Here is a 19,391-nt window from a genome sequence, read left to right as displayed (position 1 = left end):
GTTGTGTTTCGTATCGAGAGACTGAAGGAGCTTGCCATGTCCGCCAGCCGTATCGACGCCCCGTCCGTCTCCGGCGTCTGGAGCCACGGTCTTTCCGGCATCAGCCCGGCCGGCGAGCCCTCGCGCGCCCAGGCCTTCGGCGACTTTTCCGGCTTCTCGCGCCACGATGGCCGCATCGGCCTGTCCGGCGCCACGCGTGACCTGGACGACACGGCCCGCGCCGTGGCCGATCGCCTGACCGACACCCGCGACAACGGCCTGTTCTAAGGTTAGCGTCCCGGCGTGAACGCCGATCGCATCCTCAAGTCCGAGCCCGACTGGTTCGGCGCCGCCCTGGCGCTGGTCGAGGGCCTGCAGGGCCAGCCGACGCTGGACCGTCGCGTCGACGTGCTGGAGCGCGTCTGCGCCGACCTGGGCGACGCGCTGTATCCCGGCTTCGCCAAGCTGCTGGCCGCCGTGGCCCATTTCGGCGACCCCGAGGTCAAGGCGCTGGTCGCCGACACGCTGGCCCAGGCCCTGCTGACCGCCCGCCTGCCCGCCGCCCGGGTGCCGGCCTGGGGCGCCGGCGGCTTTTCGGGACTGGGCGGCGGCGGGCCGCTGCTGAGCAACAGCCGCAAGGTCGGACCGCTGGAATTTCTGTGCGTCTGGCTGGTGCGCGACATCGCCGACGCGCCCCTGGACGCCGAGGCCTTCGAGACGGCCGCGACCTACCTGCTGGATCTCGTCGGCGCCTCGCCCAAGGCCGCGGCGCTCTACATCGACAAGCTGCGCGCCGACGCGTCCGATCCGACCGAGGGCCTGCACAACGCCCAGAGCCGCCGGCTGATCGAGGTGCTGGCCGAGCGCTGGGCCGCCGGCGATCCGCCGGCCGAGGTCGCCCGGGCGGTGACCCGCGCGGCCGAGGCCGATCGCGGGGTGGGACGGTTCGGGTTGCCGCTGCGGTGAGCGAAATCGGCCCGACAAATCGTTGGAACCGCTCCCCAATGTTCCCGTCATTCCCGCCCTTGTGGCGGGAACCTCTCTTTCAGCCGCAAGGGTGCATGGGGCGACGTGCCAAGCACGTCGCTTGCACCGCCCGCGTGAACGGAGCCAGGGGTTCCCGCCACAAGGGCGGGAATGACGGGAACATTGGGGAGCGGCGCGAAAGCTCAACGCACCCTCCGGATCAAGCTTTCCGGATCCAGCCCGTCGTCGGCTTCCACGAAGAGGTCCGCCAGGGCCAGGCCGCGCACTTCCAGGCGCTTGCGCAGGGCCTCCAGCGCCTTGGTCAGCTCGGGCGTGGCGTCGGGGCGCGCGGCCAGGGTCAGGGAGATCGCGCCGTCCGGGCCGCGCGACAGGCCAAGGCCGGTCAGCAGCGAGGCCTTGTCAGCCAGGCCTAGCGCTATGGCCTTGCGGTCGCCGCCGGACGCCAGCCAAGCCTTGTCCATCGCCGCCGTGAAGGCCTCGATGTCGGCGACGGTCGCGCCGGGGGCCGTGACGGGGGTCTCGACCGCGCCGCCGCCCGACCTGGTCAGCGCCGACAGGGCATCGACGCCGCTGGCCTCCTGGCCGCCGGACAGGTCCTGGAACTCGCGGGCAGGTCCCAGCAGGGCCGACAGGTCGACCTTGCCGTCGTCCTCGTCGCGCTCGGTCTCCTGGTCGCGTTCGGCGCGTGCCCCCTGGCGGGTCAGGGGTTCGCGGCGCTCGGCCGCCTGCTGCAGCAGGGCCTGGAACTCCGAGCCGCGCCACGGCGTCGGGGGCTCGCCGGCGCCGCGTTGGGTCGACGGGTTCGGACGCTCGGCGGGGGCGTTGTCGCGGATGGTGGTCATCGGAAGCTCCTGAAGGCGCCGGCGTCCTCGATCTCGAGCTGCTCGCGGGCCTCGCGGTCGGCGGCGACCAGGGCGCGGGCATGGTCGAGGCGACCGTTCATGGCGTCGAAACGGCCCTGGGCGCGGGCCAGGGCCTGGATTGCGGCGGCCAGATCCTCGCGCGCCAGCTCAAGGGCGACGGCTTCCTGGTCGCGCAGGCGCTGGTCGGCGTCACGGGCGACGGCGATCGCCTCGCGCCGGGCCAGGGCGGCCTCGACCAGGTGGGCCGCGCCCGACAGGCCGCCGGCGAACCAGTCGTCGAGCCGGGCCTTGGCCGCGTCGTGGGCGGCGATCAGGCGGTCGCGGGCTTCCAGCGCCTCGACGGCGTGGGCGACCTTGCGCCGGGCCTCGGCGGCCTCGCGCATGGCCTTCTCGACGCGGCGCTCGCGCAGGCGGACCACGGGGGTCAGGGCCTGGACCTGGGCGCGGGCGGTCATGCGGCGGTCTCCGCCAGCGCCGCCAGGGCCTCGTCGAAGGCGACGGCGTCGTGCGCCCCCTGGCGCAGAAGCTGGGTGATGCGCGGACGGCGGGCGATGGCCTCGTCGGCCAGCGGGTCGCCGCCGGGTTTGTACTCGCCGATCTGCAGCAGGAACTCGACCTCGGCGTACTTGGCCATCCAGCCGCGCACCTTCATGGCGGCCTCCTGCTGCTGGGCGGAGGCGACGCGCGGATAGACGCGGCTGAGGCTGGCGGCGACGTCGATGGCCGGATAGTGGCCGGCCTGGCCGAGCTTGCGCGACAGATAGATGTGGCCGTCGAGGATCGAGCGGACTTCCTCGCCCACGGGATCGCCGCCCTCCTCGTCCTCGATCAGCACGGTGTAGAAGGCGGTGATCGCCCCGCCCTCGATCGCGCCCGCCCGCTCGAACAGGCGCGGCAGTTCGGCGAAGACCGACGGCGGGAAGCCCCGGCGCACCGCCGGCTCGCCCACCGACAGCCCGATCTCGCGCAGGGCGCGGGCGAAACGGGTGACGCTGTCCATCTGCAGCATCACGCGGCGGCCCTGCGCCCGAAACCCCTCGGCGATGGCGGTGGCGACGTGGGCGGCGCGCACGCGCTCCATGGCCGGGCGGTCGGAGGTGGAGACGATGACCACCGAGCGGGCCAGGCCTTCCGGCCCCAGGCAGTCGTCGAGGAACTCGCGCACCTCGCGGCCGCGCTCGCCGATCAGGGCGATGACGTTGACGTCGCTGCGAGCGTGGCGGGCGAACATGCCCAGCAGGGTCGACTTGCCGCCGCCGGCCATGGCGAACAGACCCACGCGCTGGCCCTCGCCGGTGGTCAGCAGGGCGTCGACGCAGCGCACCCCGGTCGCGAACGGCGCATCGATCGGCGGGCGGGCCAGCGGGTTGGGCGCCTCGCCATAGACCGGACAGGGCCGCAGCGGACCGGTGATCGGACCAAGGCCGTCCAGCGGCTCGCCATGGGCGTCGAGCACCCGGCCCAGCAGGCCCTCGCCGACGCCGATCTCGCTGCGGCGGGGACCGGCCACAACCTCGGCGTCGACGGCCACGCCTTCCAGGCGCGACAGCGGGGTGAGGATGGCCGCCCCGCCGTCGAGGCCGACGACCTGGGCTTTCACGACATTGCCGCCGGCGCGGTCGACGATCTCGCACTCCTGGCCGATGCGCACGTCCAGGCCCGTGGCCCTGACGGTGGTGCCGAAGGCCTGGGCCACGCGACCGCGGCGCTCGACCGTGCGCGCGCCGCGCAAGGCGTCGCGCAGGCGCTCGTCGCCCGACCGTTCCGAAGGCGGCGCGTCGAAGCTCATGCGGCGGCCTCGCCGGCCGGGACGGCGAACACCGTCTCGAGCGCCCGAAGCTGGGTCTCCAGCCCGGCGTGGGTGCGGCCGGACGGCGTATCGAGCACGCAGTCGCTGGCCGCGACGTCGGCGTCGGCCACCACCTCGATGCGAGCGTCGATCGACCACAGGCGGCGGGTCACCGCCCCGGCGGCCTCTGGCGCCACGCGGACGCGGATCGGCTCCTCGGGCAGCAGGTCGCGGGCGGCCTGCTCGGCCAGGGCGGCCAGCACCTCGTCGGGCGCGAGGCCCGCGGCGATGCGGCGGACGATATCCAGCGCCAGGGCGCCGGCGCTGGCCCGCAGGCGGTCGCGCTCGACCTGCAGGGCGGCGTGGACGCCCGCCAGAACCTGGGCGGTCTCGCGGGCGGCGGCGGCGGTTCCCTCGGCGTGCCCCTGGGCGAAGCCGTCGCGCAACGCCCCCTCGCGCGTGGCCTGGCGCAGGGCGTCGAGGGCGGCGGTCAGTTCGGCCGCGTCGCGCACGGCGCCGACGTCCTCGCGGCGGATCACCGGCTGATCGGTCAGCAGGGCGCCCGAGGGGCCGGAAGACAGGAGCAGATAGGTCATGCGGCGGCCTCCAGGGCGCCGGCCTCGAAGGCCATGAAGAGCCCGCGCGCGGCTTGGGCCGCGCTCAGGCCCCGGTCGGGGTCGATCGCCAGGGGGGCGACGTCGAAAAGCTCGGAGAGGCGCGCGGCCAGCGCCGGGCGGGCGCCGGCCTCGGCCAGCAACACGCCAGCGCCCAGGGCGGAAAAGGTCTCGTCGCCGCCCAGCGCGCTCTCGGCCTGCGGGATCGCCGCGACCAGGCCGGGGGGCGAGGCGAGGATCGCGTCCAGGGCCGGCTCGCCGATGCGGCGGGCGACGCAGGCCAGGCGCTTGCCGTCGATCGAGCGCCGCAGAACGTCGGTGCAGGCCGCCGCCGCCGCGAAGTCGGCGAGGCGCGCGCGGCGTCCGGCCGGCCAGGCGGCCCAATCGGGCGTGGCTGCCACGTCGGCGAACGCGAAGGCGCCCTCCCCGTCGGCCATCGGGCCTCGCCCGATCAGCCGCCGCGCCAGCCGCGCCGCGCGCGGGCCGACCGGCGCGGACGCGCCGACGCAGCCCAGCAGGCGGGCCTGGGCGACCAGGCGTTCGCGGTCGGCGCGGGCGTTCATGCGGCGGGCGTCCCGGGTTCGGCCAGGGTCTTCAGCTTGCGGCGCGGCTTGCCCCGGCTGGTGCGGCTGAAGACGTAGGCTCCCACCCCGCCGATTGCCGCCAGTATGGCGATGGCCGGCATGGTGAAGGAGCGGATCGGCGAGACGGGCGCGGCGGCCATCACCGGCTTGGCCGGGAACATCACCACCGTCACCTTGTCGTAGGGCAGCCCCTCGATCGAGTTGGTGACCAGCGCCTTGATCGAGCCCACCTGGCCGGAGAGGTCGACGTCGGGATTGTGGCGGATGAATACCGAGGCCGAGGACGGCTTCTGCTGCTCGGCCAAGGGGTCGGCCTCGGGCACGGCGATGTGCACGCGGGCCTGCACCACGCCGTCGATCGACGAGATGGTCTGGCTCAGTTCCTGCGAGAGGCCGTACATCAGCCGGGCCCGCTGTTCCATCGGCGAGGAGACGAAGCCCTCCTTCTTGAACACCTCGCCCAGGCTCTCGAACTTGTCGCGCGGGTAGCCCTGGTCGTGCAGCACGGCGACGGCCGACGAGAACTGTTCGGCGCGGGTCTTCAGCGCCCAGACCTTGCCGTCCTTGCTGCTCTTCGAGGCCGAGACGTTGGCGTTCTGCAGCACGGCGACCATCTCGTTGGCCTCGCGCTCGGTGAGCCCGCCGTAGAGCTCCTTCTCGGCGCAGGCCGACAGGCCGAGGGCCGCGGCCACCAGCACGGCGGGCAGGATCTTGCGCATGACCGCCACCCTAGGCTTGCTGCCGGAACAGCTGCTGCAGGCCGTCGGACGTGCGGTTGGCTATGTTCGAGGTCAGCTGGCAGTTGAACATGAACTCGTGGCACTGGACGGTCAGGCCGATCATCTCGCCGGGCGTGATCGCCGCGCCCTTGGCCTCGGCGGCCTTGGCATGGGCGGCCAGGTTGCTGGCCTGGCTGTTGACGAACTCCAGCTGGTTGAAGACGCCCTTCATGGCCGGGGCCAGGGCCTCGGGGCCGCCGAGGCCGGCGACCTGCGAGGCGCCGGCCGTGTGCAGGGCGTTCTGGAACTGGACGGCGTCGGTGAGGCTGGCGCCGTAGCCGACCTGGGCGACCTGGGGCGCGGCTTCCTGGGGCATGGCCAGGGCGGCCGCCGAAACGGGGTCGAAGGACATGGCGTCCTCTCCTGAAAGACGCGCTAGTTCTTGCGGGCCATGGTTTCGAGGGCGCGGCCGACGCTGTCGACCGAGGTGGATTCCGAGTTGGCCATGAAGTTCATGCGCAGGCTCTCGGCGGTCAGCTGGGCCATGACCGAGGGCTTGTCCTCGCCGCCGGGGCCGATCTGGTCGGAGAGTTCGGTGATCTTCACGGCCTGGGCGTCGAGCACCTGGCCCCACGCATGCGCCATCGCCTCGAACCAGCTGCCGGGGCGGTTCTTGTTGTTGGAGCCGGCGAGGCTGGGCGCGACGGAGGCGCTGCTGAAGCCGGAAATGCTGTTGTCGGACATGGACGCTTCTCCTCGTATCTCGTTGAAATTTCAAAACATCAGGCGAGTGGTCTCGCCGTCCTTCTCGACGACGACGGCCTGGCTCTCGACGCCGACGATGCGGTCGCCGGTGGGCAGGGTGGAGCCGGCGAAGTAGCGGGCGCCGTCGGCGGTGGCGACGTAGCCGGCATCGCCGCCGACCACCGCCACCACACGCTTGCCGGGGCCCTGGTCGAACACCGCGCCGAAGCGGTCGCCGCCGGCCGCGCGGTCGACGTCGAGGGCGCGCAGGCCCTTGACGTCGTGCAGGGCGACCTTCTCGACCTTGGCCACCTCGTCCGAGGGACCGGTGACCTGCACCCGCACCCGGCCCAGGCCGTTGGGACGGGCGGTGGCGGCCAGGCCGTTGGCCTGGAAGACGTCCTCGACGTTCTGGGCCAGGCCTTCGCTAGTCACGACCTCGACCCTCGCCGGCAGCTCGCGCGAGCTGACCAGGCGGGCCAGGCGGGCCTTCTCGACGTCGCGGTTCAGCACGCCGGCGATGACCAGCTTGCCGTCGCCCTCGGGCTGCACCGCCAGCGCGCCGTAGCCCTCCTGGCGCAGCAGGGCGTGGACCTTGGAGGGGCTGGCCTCCTGGCCGCCGAAGCGGGGCACGTTGGCCACGGCGTAGGTAACGCAGGCCAGGGCCGCGCCGAACACCAGGACCGGCACGAGGTGCGGCGTCGAGCCGACGACCCGCACGCCGCGATCCAGCGCGCGGCGCAGCAGGCTGCGGCCGTCCTCGAAGAGGTCGCCCTCCTCGGCGGGCGCGGCGGCCTCGGCCGGACCCGAGGCGGCCAGCAGTCGCTCGGCCTCGCGCCAGCGCGGGCTTTCCTCGACGCCGAGGGCCAGGGCGTTGTCGCCGACGATCAGCGGCACGTAGCAGGGCAGCACCGCGCGGGCCGGCGCTTCCAGGCGATGGCCGAGCATCTCGACCTGGCCGGAGACCACCTCGATCTCGGCGGACTCCTCGCCGGCGGTGAGGCGCACGCGCACGCCCCTGGCGCTGGGATCGCGCAGGACGATGTCGGCGTCGAAGCCGTGGCCGAGCTCGGCGCTTTCGCCGGCCGGCAGCGGCAGCAGGGCGCCGGCGACGCGGCCGGACAGCACCTTGACGACCAGCGCCTCGGACGGCGTGGCGGCGGGAACCTCGGTCGGCTCTTCGGACAGCAGGGCTTGATCGGTCATGGGCCTAGCTCGGATTGGGGATGGGTTTCATCGTGCCGTAGGGCGACTGCTCGGCCGGCGCGGGCGCGGGCGGCAGCGGCTGGGCGGGCCCGCGCGGGGCCGACTTCGGCGGCGGTTTTCGGTCGGAGGGCAGCTTGGGCGCCGCCGGCAGCGGGGCGTTCTCGAACCCGGACGCGGGGGCGTCGTAGCGCAGGCCCGCCTGGGTGGTGGAGCGCGGCGCGGCGATCGAGGCCAGGCGCGGCGTGATCAGGAACATCCGCTCGATGCGGCCGCTGCTGCGCGACTGCACCTTGAAGAGGTTGCCCAGCACCGGGATGTTGCCCAGCACCGGGATCTTCTCCGAGCCGGTGGTGTCGGACTGTACGGTCATGCCGCCCAGCAGGAGGCTCTGCCCCTCCTGGATCAGGGCCTGGGTGTTCAGCGCCGCGCGGCGCACGACCGGAATGTTGTCGACGCTGGCGCTGGTCAGCGAGCCGTCCTCGATGGTCACCAGCATGCGGATGCGGGTCTGGGTCCCGTCGCGGGTGACGTGCGGGGTGACGCGCAGGGTGGTGCCGGCGGTGACGTTGAAGAGGTCGACGTCGCGTTCGCCGGCCAGGCGGACATAGAAGTCGCGGCTGTTCTCGAACACCGCCTCGACGTTGGACAGGGTCACGATCTGCGGCCGCGAGACGACGCGGGCGACGCCCTCGGTCTCGAGCGCGTTGAGACGGGCGGCGAAATAGTCGCCGTTGCCGATGATCGTCGAGGCCAGGAAGCCCTGGTAGGGCTTGGGCGAGGTGTTGCCGCGCACCAGGTTGCCGTCCTCCAGCCCGGCCGGGGCGTTGGGACCGCGGCCGAACTGGATGCCGCCGTTGCCGTCGTCGAAGCGCCAGTTGACGCCCAGGTCGCGGGCCTTGGTGGTGTCGATGTCGATGATCGCCGCCTCGACCTCGAGCAGCTGGGGCTCGACGTCGAGGGCGCGGACCAGTTCCTCGTAGGCCGACATGCGCTCGGCCACGTCGCGGACGATGACGGCGTTGAGGCGGCTGTCAGCCTGCACCCGGATCGGGTTCTGCGGCGAGTAGACGCCAGTCTGCTCGTTGGCCAGCGGCGTGCCCAGGGTCCCCTGCCCGTCCTGGCCGCCATAGAAGGCGCCGCCCGGGTTGGGCGTGCCCAGCGTCGCCAGCCCCTGGCCGCGCAGGCCCTGGACGGCGGCGGGGATCGGGGTCTCGCTGCGAGCGGCCGCGCCGGCCCGTTCGTTGGGATCGGAACTGACCAGCGAGCGGATGATCGAGGCGACGCCCGGGATCGTCACCTGCTTGGCGCCGACCGTCAGGTTCACGTCGTCGGCCCAGCCGTAGCGCAGGTAGAACACCCGGTACTGCAGCGTCGGCGAGACGGCCTCGGCCTGCACGCCGCCCCGGGCCAGCTCGTCCACCTGCTGCAGGAAGCGCGGCGCGCCGGTGGCCACCAGCATGTCGCCCGTGGCGCGCAGGGTGTTGCGGCCGTCCAGCAGGTCCAGCTGTCGGGCCGCGCGGTCGACGCGTCGCGAGGCCGAGCCCGAGATCGGGAAGCTGCGGCTGGAGATCTGCGCGGCGGTGTACACGTAGGCCGCGCCGCCATCGTAGTAGGTGACGAGGTCGAAGGCCTTGGAGATGTCGGCGTCGATCTTGGCGGCCGGGCCGCGGAAGACGCCGTTGATCGTGCCGGTGACCTGCGAGGAGATCACCACCGGCACGCCGATCTGGCTGTAGAAGTTCTGCAGGAACTGGGCGATCGGCTGCTCGCGCGCGGTCAGGTCGACGCTGCGGGCGCCCAGCGGGACCTCTCCGGCCTGCACCTGGGGCGCGGTCGCGGCGAGCGCGGCGGCCACGGCCGCGGCGACGCCGAGGCGGGCGGCCCTACGCGGATGGTCAGAGCGAACAGCAGCAGGATCCTTCGGAAGCGACATTCTGTCTCCGGGTTCAGGCGGCCGCGGACTCGGGCGGCGGCGGGTCGGGATCGTTGGGCACAACGGTGAGGGGCTCGCGCGGGAAGGCCACGCGGCCGGCCACGTCCAGCCGCAGGGTCGGCAGCAGTTCGTGGAAGGACAGGACGCCCAGGTCGAAGGCGCGGGCCTCGATCAGCTTGCGCACGTGCCGGCGCAGGTCGATGGCGGCCAGGACGACGCCAGCGCCGGTCTCGTCGACCTTGGCCAGCAGGGCGTCGGTGACCCGGCGGCTCATCTCGGGATCCAGCGCCAGCTGCTGGGCGCCGCCGCCGGTGCGGATCGACTCGCGCAGGTGCTGCTCCAGGGCCGGCTCCAGCACCACGGCCTTCAGCGCGCCGTCGGGGGCGTAACGGTGGCTGATCTGGCGGCGCAGGGCGACGCGGGCGAACTCGGTCAGCGCCAGCGGATCCTTCTCGCGCTGGCCGGCGTCGGCCAGGGCCTCGAGGATGTCGCGCTGGTTGCGCAGCGGCACCTCCTCCTCGGCCAGGCGGCGCATGACCTCGGCGATGCGGGCCAGAGGCAGGGCGCGGGCGGCTTCCTTGACCACCTCGGGATATTCCGAGCCGGCGCGGGTCAGCAGGTTGCTGGCCTCCTGGATGCCGACGAACAGGCCGGCGTTGCGGCGCAGGGCCTGGCGCACGGCGTCCTGCAGCTCCGACAGGTCGGCCGGATGGGCCAGCTCGCCGGCGCCGATCGGGGCCTCGAAGGCCAGCAGCCGCCAGCGGGGCGCGCCGCCGTTCTCGCCGTAGTGGAACGATGCGCGCGGCAGGGCCACGCCCAGGCGCAGCTCGAACTCCTCCAACACCTCCTCCAGGCCCCGGGTCATGACGGCGGCCTCGTGGCGGCGCACGCCCTCGCCGTCGAGCTCGAGCAGCAGCGGCACGACAGGCTGGGCCTCTGTGATCTTGGTGCGGGCGGCGGCCGGCGAGGCCTTGGCCTCTTCGGCGGCGGCGCGGGCCGGGGCGATCTTGCGGGTCAGGCGGGCGCGCATGTCGGCGTCGACCAGGGCGCCGGTGACGATGGCCACGCCGCCCAGCAGCAGGAACACCACGACCGGGAAGCCGGGCACCAGGGCCATCAGCCAGCAGATGCCGCCCGCCACCAGGAACACCCGGGGCTTGGCCGCGAACTGCCGGCGCATGGCGTCGCCCAGGTGGGTCTCGCTGTCCTCGTCGGTCGTGCGGGTGACGATCAGGCCGGCGGCCATGGCGCCCAGCAGCGCCGGGATCTGGGTGACCATGCCGTCGCCGATGGTCAGGATCGAGTACTTATGGATCGCCGAGCCGAAGTCGAGGCCCTGTTGCAGCATGCCTATGGCCAGGCCGCCCAGCAGGTTGATCACCACGATGATGATGCTGGCGATGGCGTCGCCTTTGACGAACTTCATCGCGCCGTCGAGGCTGCCGTGGAGCTTGCTCTCCATCTCCAGCACGCGCCGGCGGCGCTTGGCCTCGTCCTTGTCGATCATGCCCGAGCGCAGGTCGCTGTCGATCGACAGCTGCTTGCCCGGCATGGCGTCGAGGCTGAAGCGCGCGGCCACCTCGGCGACCCGCTCGGCGCCCTTGGCGATGACGATGAACTGCACGACGGTGATGATCAGGAACACCACCAGGCCGACCACCAGATTGCCGCCGGCGACCATCGTGCCGAAGGTGTCGATGATGTGCCCGGCGTGACCCTCGATCAGGATCATCCGGGTCGTGGCGATCGACAGGGCCAGCCGGTAGAGCGTGGTGATCAGCAGGAGACTCGGGAACACCGAGAACTCGACGATCGTCGAGATGTAGATCGCGATCAGCAGCAGCATCACGCCGAAGCAGATGTTGACCGCCACCAGCGCGTCGAGCGCCAGGGCCGGGAGCGGCAGGATCATCAGGGCGACGATCGCCACGACGCCCGCCACCAGGAACAGGTCGCTGAAGCGCGCCATGACGCCCTGGCGCGGCCGCCTTTGCAGGCGCTTGAGATAGCCTTCGACGCTCATGGGAGATGGGTCCTCAGAAGCCGCCGCGCGCTGAAACCAGGCCGCGGTATCGGTCGAGGACGCTGGCGACGTAGCCTTGCGTCTCGCGGTAGGGCGGGATCTTGCGGCCGTACTTCATGACGGCCCCCTCGCCGGCGTTGTAGGCCGCCAGCACCAGTTCCAGGTCGTTGCCGAAGTGGCCCTGGAGGGTCTTCAGATAGGCCGCGCCGGTGCGGATGTTGACCATCGGGTCGCCCAGCTCGACCGCCGGATCGCGCACCCCGAAGCGCTTGGCGGTGGCCGGCATGATCTGCATCAGGCCCCGGGCGCCCTTGGGGGAGATCGCCCCCGGATTGGCCCGCGATTCCACGTGCATGACCGCCTGCAGCAGGTCCGGATCGATGTCGAAGTCGCGGCCGGCGGCGGCCACCAGCGGCGCGTAGAGGGCCGGCCCGCGGGCGCCCCTGGCGATGACGACCGGCGCCGACGCGACACGTCCAGCCGAGATAACGGCGGTCGCCACCTGGGGGCCGTCATAGAGACGGAGCTGTTCCGACACCCCTGTCGGTTGTGTTTCCTCAACGCAATCTATGCGCGCCAGCGAAAACTTTTCATTGATCGGGAGAGCGCTGCTGAACTTCAAGCCGTCGGCAGTCACGCATTCATATGCGAACACTGGACTTGAAGAAAATAAGACTAAACACACGCTCGACGCCACTACGCGGAACTTGCGCATAAATTTATCCCTCTATGCAGCGCCCCGCCTGTGCATACTACCCATTCAAAAGCTAACTTTGGCGCATCAATCCTGTCAACCTCGGAGTTAAAACAATTTTCATACTCAGTATACTGCTTACCAGACAACAAATTCTATGGCTCAGCTTAACTACTACTATGGCTAAGCTCGCCGCTTTTTAGCCATGATTGACGCCATTGTCGGCATCTCACCGGTCGGCGAACGTCCGACATCTTTCGCGATCGCGCTCGAACACACGCTATGGCTGAAAAGAACGACGGCGGGGACAAGACGGAGAAGCCGACACCCAAGCGGCTGTCGGACGCCCGCAAGAAGGGCGACGTTCCGAAATCCAAGGACCTGACCTCGACCGCCGTGCTGGGCGTCTGGCTGCTGCTGGGCGCGATGACGGCGGGCTACGCCTTCGACCGCCTGGGGGGCCTGTTCGACGAGGTGTTCGCGGTCATGGACCGGCCGTTCGCCGAGGCCTGGCCCATCGCCGGCGCGGCCGCCGGCAAGGCCTTCGTGCTGCTGACAGCGATCACCTTCGTGCCCGTGGCGATCTTCGGCATGCTGGCGGAATTCGGCCAGGTCGGGCCGGTCTTCACCTTCGAGAAGATGAGCCCGAAGATGTCGCACATGAACCCCGGCGAGGGGCTCAAGCGCATGTTCAGCCTCGACAACCTGTTCGAGGTGGCCAAGTCGCTGGCCAAGACCCTGTTGCTGGGCGTGTTCACCTGGATCGTCGTGGCGCTGTCGTTCGACAAGCTGATGGCCCTGCCCGCCGGCGAGGCCGACGGCGCGCTGTCGGCCTATGGCGGGCTGACGTTCAAGCTGCTGGCGGGGACGGTGCTGCTGTTCGTGTTCGTGTCGCTGCTGGACCTGGCCTACCAGCGCCACAGCTTCACCAAGAAGATGCGGATGAGCCGGCGCGACATCCGCCAGGAGATGAAGGATTCCGAGGGCGATCCGCACGTGAAGGCCCACCGGCGCCAGCTGCACCAGGAATGGGCGCAGCAGAACGCCGCCCAGGCCGCGCGCGACGCCTCGGTGCTGGTGGTCAACCCTACTCACATCGCCTGCGCCCTGGCCTACGACCCGGCCGAGCACGCCGCCCCGGTGCTGCTGGGCAAGGGCGAGGGCCCGATCGCCCAGACCATGCGCGAGGCGGCCGAGGAGGCCGGCGTGCCGATCATCCGCAACGTCGAGCTGGCCCGCGCGCTGCGCGACAAGGCCGCCATCGACGACATAGTGCCCCAGGACCTGTTCGCCGCCGTGGCCGAGGTGATCCTGTGGGCCCGTCGGCTGAAGGACGAGCAGTCCCAGGCCGCCGCCGAGGCGGCCGCCAGGAGCGGCTCCGACGACGCGCCGCCGGCCGGACCCAGCTTCCCGCCCCTGCCCTAGCCGCCAGACGGAGCCTTCGTGAGCGCCATCCTCGACCTGCTGACCGTCGCCATCGCCCTGGCCATCGTGCTTGGCCTGGCGTTCTTCTCGCTGAAGCTGCTCAAGCGGGTGCAGGCGGGCCCCGCCAGCGACGACCAGATCCGCTACCTGCGGGCCCTGCCCGTGGGCCAGCGCGAGCGGCTGACCCTGGTGGCCTATCGCGACGAGGTTTTCCTGCTGGGCGTGACCGCCGGCCAGATCACCGTGCTGGACCGCCGCACGCGCAGCCCCGAGGAGATCGCCGCCGAGGCCCGCGCCGCCGACGAGGCCCGCATGCGCGCGGCCCAGCCCTCGGCCGCCATGCGCCGGCTGATAGGGAAAACCCTAGCTAGGGAACGACCCGACTACTGACGATCGACCCGGAATGGTTGTCTTGCGTCGTCAGGTCGCAGCGATGAACGCGGGACCGAGGACGACAGATTTCAAAATCGCGGAGTTCGAAACATGTCCGGCATCTTCAGCGGCGGCGGTCTCAACATCGGCAGCCTGTTCAGCACCGTCGCCCTGGCGGCGCTCACCGGCGGCACCTCGCTGGCCTTCCAGTCGATCTTCCAGCAGATCATCAGCTCGGTCGCCAGCCAGGTGATCCAGCAGGTCGGTCAGCAGCTGGGCCTGCCGCAGGGCGTGATCGACCTGGCCCAGGGCGTCTTCCAGGCCGCCACCGGCAATCCGGGCGGCGCGGCCCAGAGCCTGACCGAAGCGGTCCAGGGCGCCGCCGACACCTTCGGCTTCAGCCCGGCCGAGCAGGGCGACCTGCAGCGCACCGCCGAGGACGTGGCCCAGAGCTGGACCAACTCGATCCTGGAAAGTGTCCGCGACGGCGGCGAAGGCAAGTCGACCAAGGGCGACAGCTTCCTGGTCGCTCTCGCCAAGGCGCTGGGCAAGGTGATGGACGGCAAGATGGGTCAGATGAAGGCCAAGACCGACGAGCTGGGCGGCCTGGACTCCAAGGACTCCAAGTACGGCCAGCTGACCGCCGAGATCCAGGCCCTGGGCCAGGAGATGAACATGGTCAGCCAGGCCCTGAACAACTCGATCAAGTCCATCGGCGAAGCCGGCTCGACCCTCGCCCGCAAGGGTTAAACTCAAGCTCTACAGTAGAAAAGACAGGCGGCCATCTGGCCGCCTGTCGTTTTCTTGTCAATATTGCACGTCAGGGTTGGAAAAACAGTGGAGCACACCGGATGACCCGCCGCCTCGTTCCCGCGCTCAGCGCCGTCGCCGCCCTGATGATCGGCCTGCCGGCCGCGGCGCAAGACTTCTCCAGCATCGGCACCCAGTACATGGACTTCGGGTCGTCGATGATGTCGGTGGGCCAGATGAACAACGTGCTGGGCTCGACGGTGCAGCGCGGCGGCCGCACCCGCTCCCAGGCGGCCCGCCCCTCGGCGGGCGCCAGTCTTTCGGCCCAGCGCAACGCCGCGGCCGTCAGCACCCGCTACCGTCCCTCCCCCGCCGTCTCCACCCGCGTGCGCGGCCAGTTCGCCGACTTCGTCGCCAAGCGCGATCCGACCAACGGCGACCGCCTGCGCCAGGCCGTGCAGCAGAAGGACCTGCTGGGCGCCTGGGAAAAGCACGTCGCGGTCGACGGCCTGCGGCGCGGCGACGTGGCCGACGCCATGACCGCCTACTGGGTGCAGAACTGGCAGATCGCCAACAACGTGCCCTTCGCCAACCGCGCCCAGGTGCAGGGCGTGCGCGGGCAGGTCTCGCAGGCGCTCGGCTCCAATCCCGCCTTCGCCCGCCTCGACGACGCCGGCAAGCAGGAGATGGCCGAGGTGTTCATGCTGAACTTCGTGGCCCAGGGCTCGGCCTTCTCCGACGCCGCCGCCAAGAAGAACACCACGCTGAGCCGCCAGCTGTCGGAGGCCGCCGTTGCCCGCTTCCGCAACGAGATGAGCATCGACCTGCGGCAGCTGAAGCTGACCGAGGCCGGCTTCACGCGCTGATCGCCCGATCGGGAAAACCCCAGTAGCGACGGCGAAAGGTCCGGCGCAGGCTCTGGGCAGGAGGCTTCAGCCATGATCGTGCAAAACCCTTCCGCCCCGGCCCGCGCCGCCGCCGCGCCCGCTCCGCGTCCCGACCGGCTGGACGACGCCGTCGACCGCTTCCAGCGCACCGGCGAGGTGGACGCCGCGGCCTTCGCCGCCGCCGGTCCCGCCCAGACGGCCCAGGCGCTGAACGGCCTGCCGCCCGCCCAGCGCGGCGCCCTGGAAGGCGCGCTGCTGGGCAAGGGGCTGGGCGGCCTGCTGGACGGCGTCGGCGGCGTGGTCGACGACACGGTGGGCGTCGTGGAAGACACCGCCGACACCGTCGCCGACCCGGTGGTCGAGACCCGCTCGGAGCGGGTCAATGGCGACTTCCAAGCTGCCGTTCACGACGAGTGGTGGAGCCAGATGCGCGGTCAGGCGTGGATGGACGTGACCCTGGCGGTTCACAACAAGCTCGATCGCCCGGCCGCCGCCCTGGCCAATCTGACCCGCACCGACACCAGCGCCGCGACGCCGGAACAAGGGCCGGTGAAGGACTAAGAGCTTCTGCTCAACTTGAGCCCAGCAAAGGTCGTCATCCCGGGCGAAGGATCGCGAAGCGATCCGCAGACCCGGGACCCAGGAGACTGGGCTCGGCGACTAGGTTGACCATTCCCGCGGCCGCAATAGTGCAGCGGCCCCTGGGTCCCGGCTCTTCGCTTCGCTGCGGCCGGGATGACGATGATTGGGGCTCGAGGATCGAGGGCGTTGTTGATCCCCCTAGACGGCCTTCAGCTCGGCGGTCGCGCCGTCGATGATCCGCACGAACTGTTCGACGACATCGCCGCGCGCCGATCCGGGCGCCTGTTCGCGCTGCAGGCCGGCGGCGACCGAGCGCAGCAGCGGCTCGACGATGGCCGACGGAGTCAGGTGCGGCTTGTCGGCCGCCTGGGCGCGCAGCTCGCGGGCGAAGTCGGCCAGCACCCGCTCGATGCGGCCCGCGTCGACGGGAGACGTCGCCGACAGCCGGCCGGCCACCGACTGGCCGCTCTGGGCCGCCAGGATCCGCAGGTCGGCCCCCACCTGGGCCATGCTCGACTGGCCGTGCTCGGCCCAGACGAAGGCGGCGGCCTGGCCGCGGTCTCCGCCGCGCAACGGATCCACCAGGGCCGCGCCGGCGACGGTCGCCATGGCCTCGATCGCCAGCCGCGCCACCCCGGCCCGGGCGGCCGTGGTCGACGGCGTCCAGGTGGAGAGATCGGCGTTGGAGCTGCGCTCGACGGGACGGATCACGAGGCGCCTCCCTCGACCTTGACGACCCGCAGGGCCGGCTTGAGCGCGCTCCACCCCACCTGCGCGCCGATCGCCTGCTGGCTGTTGCGGCCGTCGGCCAGTTCTTCGTTCTCGCCGTCGAACTGCACGACCGCCAGGCGCTTGCCGCCGCGCTCGACGGCGAAGCGGGCCCAGGGATAGCCGTCGAGAACGGTCAGCCGCGCGTCCGGCAGGGCCGCCGACAGGTCGGCCACGCTGTCCCCCTCGGAGATCGCGCCCGGCGCGGGGCGCACATAGCGGCCGGAAAGGTCGGCGCCGACGCCGCAGCCCTGGAAGTCCGTGCTCACGATCGCCGCCTCCGCGTTCAGGGTCACTTCGGCCTTGGCCGGATGGGCCGCCAGATCTTCGGCGCTGAGCGAGATGTTCGCGCCTTCGAAGGGCACGACCCGCGCCGCGATGCGGCCGTCCTTCAACGGCCCCTCGGCCTCGAGCTCGCAGTCGGCGGCCGTCGCGGCGCCGTCGGCGAGCGCGCCGCCCGACAGGCTGACGCGCCAGGCCTCGCCCTTTGGCGTCAGGGTCAGCAGGCCCCGGCGCTGCCCGCTCATCACATATCTTCCCGCCAGCCCGTGCGTGGAGGCGTCAGCGGTGCCGGCGGCGGCCATGGGTAGGGGGGGATCGGCCGCCGCCGGTCGCTCACAACCGGCAACGGCCAGCGCGAGGGCGATGAGGGTTGGGGGAGCAAACTTCATCGTCGGTTGATCCGGAGCGGGCCCGCCAGTTCAACGCGGGCCCGCCGCGGCGGTTCTCATCGACCCAGCATGGCCAGGGCGTCCTGGCGTTCGCTGGCGAAGCGGTTGGCGACCGAGACCTGCACGCCGGCAGAGGCGCTGGTGAAGTAGGCCAGCTGGCCGGCGTCGTTGCGCTTGCTGCGCTCGTCGTAGATCGCGTTGATCAGGGCGCGGTCGTAGGCCTTGCCGTCGGCGGGCGAGAGCCCCTGCCCTTCGACCCTGGCCATCGCCTTGACGATGGCGCCGGTCTCCGGCCCGTGCTGCACCGAGGTGGACCAGACGACGTCGCGGATCGCCGCCGAGCGGGTGGAGAGATCAAGGCCCGTGGCGGTCTTCACCGTGTCGAGCTGCACCTGGTAGTGGGTGCGCTGGATGTAGTCGTGCTGGGCGGCCTCGAACTTCTCGGGTTCGCGGGCGGCGATCGCCTTCCAGGTGGCGGTGAAGCTGGCCGAGCCGGGCGCGGCGCCGCCGAACTCGGCGGCCCACTGGCGGCCCTCGGCCGCGAGGAACTGCTGGGGACGGCCGCGATTACCGGCCAGCTGATAGGTGCCGTAGGAGACGCCGCCGGGATCGCCCGCGCCGCTCGACACCGTGCCGGGGCCGCGCCCGCCGGTCTCGTACCGTTCGGACAGGGCGCCGATGCGCGCGTCGCTCGAACCTTGCGTCTGCGTCGTGACGGTCGCGCCGCCGGGCGGGCCCTGCCGGTCGACGTTCACCAGCACGTAGTTGAAGGCGCCCTGGTTCCCCAGGCCGTTCCAGAACGACTGGAAATCGCCCGGCTTCAGCGTCTGGCAGCCGGCCGAGCCGGTGTTGGAATTGCCGCCGGCGTGGAACAGGAACGAGTTGTCGGTGCTGACGCCCTTGCCCTTGGCGTCGTTGTCGTCGATCCGGCCGTCGTGGTTGGTGTCGCGCTGGATGGCGTGGTTCTCGGTCGGGCGCAGCACATTGCCCAGGCTGGAGCTCGTGCTCTTCTGGAAGGTGACCGTGCCTTCGGCGATCCGCCCCAGTTCCTTGCGGCCGTCGCCGTTGAAGTCGGCCCCGTAGCGGCCGTCGTACTGGGCCGAGGGCTCGGTGTTGGCCGCGAACTCCTGGACCTTGCCGCCCTTCTGCAGCACGACGACCCGGTCGTCATAGGCGCCCTTGCCGCCGTTGGCGTTCAGGCTGGTCTCGGTGCGCAGCCCCAGGATCACCTGCTTGCCGGCGGCGAGGTCAGCCTTGGCCTGGGCGTCGCCATAGGCGTTCACGTAACCGGAATAGAGCTCGTACTTCTGGGCCTCGCTCATGCCCTGGGTCGACGGCAGCACGCCCGTGGCCTGGCCCGTGGCGGTCGCGCCCGGCGTGGTCGCCGTCTCGGTCGTCGCGGCCGGCGCCGGACGGGCGGCCGCGCCGCCGCCGGGGATCAGCAGCTCCTGGCCGACATTGATCAGGTTGGGGTTCGACAGCCGGTTGGCCTGGGCGATCGACTGCCAGGAGACGCCGAATTCGGCGCCGATGCTGGAGAGGTTGTCGCCCGCCTCGACGGTGTAGCTGCGCGGCTCGGCCGCCGCCCCCGTCGGCAAGCTGACTTCCTGGCCGGGCCGGATGACGTTGGGATTGGTGATCTGCGGATTGGCGCGGATCAGGGCGTCCAGCGAGACCCCGTGTTTCTCGGCGATGGCCGACAGGGTGTCGCCGCTCCTGACCACGTAGTCGCTCGAGCGCCCGCCGCCGGAGCCTGAAACGGATGACTGGGTGTTGAGGGACACGGCGGTCATCGGCAACT

22 protein-coding genes are annotated in these 19,391 nt (G+C 71.5%); 7 read left to right on the top strand and 15 right to left on the bottom strand.

Annotation, left to right across the window (positions count from 1 at the left end; genetic code table 11):
• The first annotated feature begins 36 nt into the window (after positions 1–36).
• Together C1707_RS15720 and C1707_RS15715 are read left to right on the top strand one after the other, a co-directional pair.
• Positions 37–267: a hypothetical protein gene (locus tag C1707_RS15720; RefSeq protein ID WP_101712237.1), complete on the top strand. Its 231-nt coding sequence runs from the start codon at positions 37–39 to the stop codon at positions 265–267.
• Positions 268–282: 15 nt separating this feature from the next.
• Positions 283–945 carry a hypothetical protein gene (locus tag C1707_RS15715; protein ID WP_101712236.1) on the top strand — a complete coding sequence of 221 codons (663 nt, stop codon included), beginning with the start codon at positions 283–285 and terminating at the stop codon, positions 943–945.
• A gap of 203 nt (positions 946–1,148) precedes the next feature.
• Here the strand turns inward: C1707_RS15715 and C1707_RS15710 are convergent, their stop codons facing one another.
• From C1707_RS15710 to C1707_RS15655, 12 genes are read right to left on the bottom strand one after another with little or no spacing between them, the layout of a single operon-like run.
• A complete protein-coding gene (locus C1707_RS15710; protein WP_101712235.1) occupies positions 1,149–1,808 on the bottom strand; it encodes a hypothetical protein in 660 nt (219 codons plus the stop codon).
• Positions 1,805–2,284, bottom strand: coding sequence for a hypothetical protein (locus tag C1707_RS15705; protein WP_101712234.1), 480 nt, complete (start codon positions 2,282–2,284; stop codon positions 1,805–1,807). The genes C1707_RS15710 and C1707_RS15705 overlap by 4 nt, the downstream gene beginning before the upstream one ends.
• Positions 2,281–3,618: a FliI/YscN family ATPase gene (locus C1707_RS15700; protein ID WP_101712233.1), complete on the bottom strand. Its 1,338-nt coding sequence runs from the start codon at positions 3,616–3,618 to the stop codon at positions 2,281–2,283. Before C1707_RS15700 ends, C1707_RS15705 begins: the two co-directional genes overlap by 4 nt.
• Positions 3,615–4,214 carry a FliH/SctL family protein gene (locus tag C1707_RS15695; RefSeq protein ID WP_101712232.1) on the bottom strand — a complete coding sequence of 200 codons (600 nt, stop codon included), beginning with the start codon at positions 4,212–4,214 and terminating at the stop codon, positions 3,615–3,617. The genes C1707_RS15700 and C1707_RS15695 overlap by 4 nt, the downstream gene beginning before the upstream one ends.
• Positions 4,211–4,795: a hypothetical protein gene (locus tag C1707_RS15690; protein WP_101712231.1), complete on the bottom strand. Its 585-nt coding sequence runs from the start codon at positions 4,793–4,795 to the stop codon at positions 4,211–4,213. Before C1707_RS15690 ends, C1707_RS15695 begins: the two co-directional genes overlap by 4 nt.
• On the bottom strand, positions 4,792–5,535 hold the full coding sequence (sctJ, locus tag C1707_RS15685; RefSeq protein ID WP_101712257.1) for a type III secretion system inner membrane ring lipoprotein SctJ: 744 nt from the start codon (positions 5,533–5,535) through the stop codon (positions 4,792–4,794). Before sctJ ends, C1707_RS15690 begins: the two co-directional genes overlap by 4 nt.
• A gap of 10 nt (positions 5,536–5,545) precedes the next feature.
• Positions 5,546–5,947, bottom strand: coding sequence for a hypothetical protein (locus C1707_RS15680; protein WP_101712230.1), 402 nt, complete (start codon positions 5,945–5,947; stop codon positions 5,546–5,548).
• A 23-nt stretch (positions 5,948–5,970) separates the two neighbouring features.
• Positions 5,971–6,279, bottom strand: coding sequence for a hypothetical protein (locus C1707_RS15675; RefSeq protein ID WP_101712229.1), 309 nt, complete (start codon positions 6,277–6,279; stop codon positions 5,971–5,973).
• Positions 6,280–6,309: 30 nt separating this feature from the next.
• Positions 6,310–7,485 carry a SctD/MshK family protein gene (locus C1707_RS15670; protein WP_101712228.1) on the bottom strand — a complete coding sequence of 392 codons (1,176 nt, stop codon included), beginning with the start codon at positions 7,483–7,485 and terminating at the stop codon, positions 6,310–6,312.
• Between the two features lie 4 nt (positions 7,486–7,489).
• Positions 7,490–9,418 (bottom strand): type III secretion system outer membrane ring subunit SctC, encoded by a 1,929-nt coding sequence (gene sctC, locus C1707_RS15665; protein WP_101712227.1) that lies wholly within the window; start codon positions 9,416–9,418, stop codon positions 7,490–7,492.
• Between the two features lie 13 nt (positions 9,419–9,431).
• Positions 9,432–11,441: a flagellar biosynthesis protein FlhA gene (locus tag C1707_RS15660; protein WP_101712226.1), complete on the bottom strand. Its 2,010-nt coding sequence runs from the start codon at positions 11,439–11,441 to the stop codon at positions 9,432–9,434.
• 13 nt (positions 11,442–11,454) lie between these two features.
• Positions 11,455–11,979: a lytic transglycosylase domain-containing protein gene (locus C1707_RS15655; RefSeq protein WP_205686766.1), complete on the bottom strand. Its 525-nt coding sequence runs from the start codon at positions 11,977–11,979 to the stop codon at positions 11,455–11,457.
• 438 nt (positions 11,980–12,417) lie between these two features.
• Here C1707_RS15655 and sctU point away from each other — a divergent pair, with 438 nt between their 5' ends.
• From sctU to C1707_RS15630, 5 genes are all read left to right on the top strand, one after another.
• Positions 12,418–13,560: a type III secretion system export apparatus subunit SctU gene (gene sctU, locus C1707_RS15650; RefSeq protein ID WP_101712224.1), complete on the top strand. Its 1,143-nt coding sequence runs from the start codon at positions 12,418–12,420 to the stop codon at positions 13,558–13,560.
• Between the two features lie 18 nt (positions 13,561–13,578).
• A complete protein-coding gene (gene fliO / locus C1707_RS15645; RefSeq protein ID WP_101712223.1) occupies positions 13,579–13,950 on the top strand; it encodes a flagellar biosynthetic protein FliO in 372 nt (123 codons plus the stop codon).
• A gap of 93 nt (positions 13,951–14,043) precedes the next feature.
• A complete protein-coding gene (locus C1707_RS15640; protein ID WP_101712222.1) occupies positions 14,044–14,682 on the top strand; it encodes a hypothetical protein in 639 nt (212 codons plus the stop codon).
• A 101-nt stretch (positions 14,683–14,783) separates the two neighbouring features.
• Complete coding sequence (locus C1707_RS15635; RefSeq protein WP_101712221.1) at positions 14,784–15,548, top strand: DUF6683 family protein; 765 nt, start codon at positions 14,784–14,786, stop codon at positions 15,546–15,548.
• A gap of 72 nt (positions 15,549–15,620) precedes the next feature.
• Positions 15,621–16,130 carry a hypothetical protein gene (locus tag C1707_RS15630; RefSeq protein ID WP_101712220.1) on the top strand — a complete coding sequence of 170 codons (510 nt, stop codon included), beginning with the start codon at positions 15,621–15,623 and terminating at the stop codon, positions 16,128–16,130.
• 219 nt (positions 16,131–16,349) lie between these two features.
• Here C1707_RS15630 and C1707_RS15625 read toward each other — a convergent pair whose 3' ends face one another.
• The 3 genes from C1707_RS15625 to C1707_RS15615 all read right to left on the bottom strand — a co-directional run bounded on the left by C1707_RS15625 (position 16,350) and on the right by C1707_RS15615 (position 19,383).
• Positions 16,350–16,862, bottom strand: coding sequence for a hypothetical protein (locus tag C1707_RS15625; protein ID WP_101712219.1), 513 nt, complete (start codon positions 16,860–16,862; stop codon positions 16,350–16,352).
• Complete coding sequence (locus C1707_RS15620) at positions 16,859–17,446, bottom strand: hypothetical protein (RefSeq protein WP_101712218.1); 588 nt, start codon at positions 17,444–17,446, stop codon at positions 16,859–16,861. Before C1707_RS15620 ends, C1707_RS15625 begins: the two co-directional genes overlap by 4 nt.
• A gap of 200 nt (positions 17,447–17,646) precedes the next feature.
• The gene (locus tag C1707_RS15615) at positions 17,647–19,383 is read right to left on the bottom strand and encodes a LysM peptidoglycan-binding domain-containing protein (protein WP_101712217.1); all 1,737 of its coding nucleotides are present in this window, start codon (positions 19,381–19,383) and stop codon (positions 17,647–17,649) included.
• Positions 19,384–19,391: the final 8 nt, after the last annotated feature.

Source organism: Caulobacter flavus (genome assembly GCF_003722335.1).
GTDB lineage: Bacteria > Pseudomonadota > Alphaproteobacteria > Caulobacterales > Caulobacteraceae > Caulobacter > Caulobacter flavus.
This window is presented reverse-complemented; position numbering and strand designations above follow the sequence as displayed.